At 45.1% G+C, this 3082-nt stretch carries 5 protein-coding genes; 2 read left to right on the forward strand and 3 right to left on the reverse strand.

The features are described 5' to 3' along the window. Both H6F50_RS10360 and murD read left to right on the forward strand, forming a co-directional pair. Positions 1 to 186: hypothetical protein (locus H6F50_RS10360; protein WP_190428634.1), on the forward strand; the 186-nt coding region annotated here is incomplete at its 5' end. A 227-nt stretch (positions 187 to 413) separates the two neighbouring features. Further along, positions 414 to 1787 (forward strand): UDP-N-acetylmuramoyl-L-alanine--D-glutamate ligase, encoded by a 1374-nt coding sequence (murD, locus tag H6F50_RS10365; protein WP_190428635.1) that lies wholly within the window; start codon positions 414 to 416, stop codon positions 1785 to 1787. Positions 1788 to 1820: 33 nt separating this feature from the next. Here the strand turns inward: murD and H6F50_RS10370 are convergent, their stop codons facing one another. The 3 genes from H6F50_RS10370 to H6F50_RS10380 all read right to left on the reverse strand — a co-directional run bounded on the left by H6F50_RS10370 (position 1821) and on the right by H6F50_RS10380 (position 3058). Further along, the gene (locus H6F50_RS10370; protein ID WP_190412307.1) at positions 1821 to 2096 is read right to left on the reverse strand and encodes a DUF1830 domain-containing protein; all 276 of its coding nucleotides are present in this window, start codon (positions 2094 to 2096) and stop codon (positions 1821 to 1823) included. Between the two features lie 115 nt (positions 2097 to 2211). Further along, a complete protein-coding gene (locus H6F50_RS10375; protein WP_190412306.1) occupies positions 2212 to 2529 on the reverse strand; it encodes a hypothetical protein in 318 nt (105 codons plus the stop codon). Positions 2530 to 2920: 391 nt separating this feature from the next. Continuing rightward, entirely contained in the window at positions 2921 to 3058 is a 138-nt protein-coding gene (locus H6F50_RS10380; RefSeq protein ID WP_242028971.1) for a winged helix-turn-helix domain-containing protein, read from the reverse strand. Positions 3059 to 3082: the final 24 nt, after the last annotated feature.

Below are 3082 nucleotides of genomic sequence, written 5' to 3' on the forward strand. Positions count from 1 at the left end.
TACCAGCTATTAGTGGATGGTTTGGCGCAGATTGCCCCGACTGTTAGCACTTTCTTTGATGGTGCTGAAAGTGTTTTGGTAATGGATGCCGATCCCAATATCAAGCGCAATCGGTTGAATATCCTGGGTTTGCTTCGGAATCATGCCCGTGTGTTGGCTGATTTTGGGGCGATTGTAAAGAGTTAGTCGGCGGTTAGGAAGGTTTGATTTTGGGAATTTTCTTGCTGAGCAAGCAGAAATTAGGAAGAAAAAAACCGCGAAGGCGCACTAGCGGAGCCATGTGCTCTCTTCGCTATAAAGAGCGAAGGAAGAATCAGGAAGGAGGCGATTGGTGGGATATGAGTTTTTAAATACCGTTATCGCGATATGATACAGGATTGCTAAACTAGGGACTTTGCACTGCCATTGAGTTTATGCCCATCGCTCATATTATCGGTCTGGGAAAATCGGGAATTGCCGCTGCACGGTTGTTAAAACGGGACGGTTGGGCGGTGACGATTAGCGATCGCAACTCTTCCGAAAATCTCCGCCAAGAACAACAACAGCTTGCCAACGAGGGCATTGACGTGAAGTTGGGCTATTCCTTGGAACTCAACGGTTCCGATTTGCCCCAGATGATTGTCGTCAGTCCCGGCGTTCCTTGGGATGCACCGATATTAATAGAAGCGAGGAAGCTGGGTATCGAGACAATTGGAGAAATAGAACTCGCGTGGCGATATCTCCAATCTTGTCCTTGGGTAGGTATTACTGGTACTAACGGCAAAACCACCACCACAGCTTTAGTGGCTGCGATTTTTCAAGCGGCTAATTTCCATGCTCCCGCCTGCGGCAATATCGGCTATGCTGCTGGGGAACTGGCGTTGGCGGAAAAGCCCCCAGATTGGGTAATTGCAGAACTTAGCAGTTATCAAATCGAGTCCTCTGCTACAGTTGCTCCGAAAATCGGGGTTTGGACAACCTTCACGCCGGATCACCTCAGCCGTCATAAAACCCTAGAAAACTACTACAACATTAAGGCACAGCTACTGAGTCAGTCTCAGCAGCAAGTGTTGAATGGAGACGATCCCGAACTGCGAAAGACTGCACGCGATCGCTTTCCCAATGCTTACTGGACAAGCGTGAATAAAGCCGATTTAATTGGGGAGAAAGGTTTCTACATCGAAGACGGTTGGGTTGTAGAGACGCAAATGGAATCTCCACAAGCTGAAAAACAAGGTGAAAAAATCGTGCAAGCATCGGCGTTGCGGATGGTGGGAGAACACAATCTGCAAAATCTGCTGATGGCGGTAGCGGCGGCGAGACTGGCAGGAATTGAGAAAGAGGCGATCCAAGAAGCGATCGCAAACTTCCCCGGCGTTCCCCATCGCCTGGAACACATCTGCACGCTGGCGGGGATTGACTTTATCAACGACAGCAAAGCCACCAACTACGACGCCGCCCAAGTTGGATTAGCTTCCGTTAACAGTCCCGCGATTTTAATTGCTGGTGGTGAAGCCAAAGCGGGTGATGACACCAGTTGGCTAGAGACGATTCAAACCAAAGCCACCGCCGTATTACTCATCGGTGACGCCGCCACTGTTTTTTCCCAGCGACTACAAGACGTTGGCTATTCCAGTTACGAAATTGTACAAACGATGGAGAAGGCTGTCTCTAGAGCGGCTGAATTAGCTCAAGCTCATGGCGCTAAAGTTGTCTTACTTTCTCCAGCCTGTGCCAGTTTCGATCAATACCAAAATTTTGAGCAACGCGGCGACCATTTCCGCCAACTTTGCCTTGAGTTATTGTAGCAATTAGAACTGTAGCATTTAGAACTGTAGCAATTAAACGAGTTCAGCTGTCAATTCTTGAATATATAGCTGATTGCAAGGGATTGTATCCGCTAGACTTGCATCGAATATCATACCCGTATGAATTTCTAGCTGAGCATCCGGTAACGCTTCAAAGAAAAAACGTTCTTTTGGAAAAACAATCCGCTCAAAGTACCAATTTGGGATATTCGCAATCCGAGCGATCTGAATTTGGCTGGTGGAATTGATATAACAGCAGAGAATTCTATCAGACGAATTTGGAGGAAGAGAATCAAGTATCTGAGTCATAACTATCCTACTTCTGTAAGGCTGATGATGAATGAATCTGGCTTTGCCGAAAACTCATACCAATTCGGTTGCTAATTTATAAAGCAGGGAATCGGTAATTTGTAATGTCTTTTCTTTACAGGATAGGGGTAATGCGAAAAGGCTGTCGGGTAAAATCCTGCCTTAACTGGGTGCTTATCCCATCAAGATTAAACTGAGCAACAGTCATTTTGTTATACTCATCTTGCATAAATTCATGCAGCATCCAAAACCATCTATCTCGATAGGGGGTTCCTTCAGTAAATCTTGAAGCAAGTTTGTAAGCATCTCTCATGGATACCAAGAACCCGTATTTATCGATGTCTTCTTCTTTTATACAATTTTTCTGCCAATAGACTGTAAGAGCATTCAGAGTTGCTTCATCAAGTAAATAAATTTCTTCTTTTTGACTCATTTTGTATTGTTCAACAGAATCTGTTGCCCTGAATAAACTGCTGTGAAAAATATCTTAATATTAACCAATTAGATAAATGAAGAAGCAGTATCGCAGATGATTTTTTGAGATCGTTCGCTCAATGTTGGTTGTTTAAGCTTCTTCCCATCTAACGGTCTATGTGAAACCCTGGTTTAGCTTTGACAAGAGTGATTAAATTTGGCATTTCCTGGTAACAATAGCTACAAAACCAGTAAACTTTCCCCAAAGCAGCATGGCGGACTAAGGGCTGGGAACAGCAAGGGCAAGAAGGCATTTTTCTTTTCTATTCAAACGCTTTATCTAAAAGTTAACGCCTAAAAGTGAAGAAGTCGGGAAGAAGGAAAGTTAGATTTTGTCAGCGTAACCATGCTTAAGGTCGGGGCGGGCTGTTTTGGAGACGATAACCTACGCCATAAACGGTTTCAATTAAATCAGCGGGTGCGCCCACTGCTTGCAGTTTCCGCCGTAAATGCTTAATGTGAGCCTTGATGGTCTCTTCATGAGGCATTTCTTCAGGCTGCCAAAGGCGTTG

It is taken from the genome of Coleofasciculus sp. FACHB-712 (assembly GCF_014695635.1).
In the GTDB taxonomy this organism is placed as follows: Bacteria; Cyanobacteriota; Cyanobacteriia; order Cyanobacteriales; family FACHB-T130; genus FACHB-T130.

Excerpts from the sequence above, each read along its gene's own strand:
- H6F50_RS10380 (WP_242028971.1), bottom strand. The coding sequence starts at position 3,058 with ATGCCTCATGAAGAGACCATCAAGGCTCACATTAAGCATTTACGGCGG.
- H6F50_RS10375 (WP_190412306.1), bottom strand. The coding sequence starts at position 2,529 with ATGAGTCAAAAAGAAGAAATTTATTTACTTGATGAAGCAACTCTGAAT.
- murD (WP_190428635.1), top strand. The coding sequence starts at position 414 with ATGCCCATCGCTCATATTATCGGTCTGGGAAAATCGGGAATTGCCGCT.
- H6F50_RS10370 (WP_190412307.1), bottom strand. The coding sequence starts at position 2,096 with ATGACTCAGATACTTGATTCTCTTCCTCCAAATTCGTCTGATAGAATT.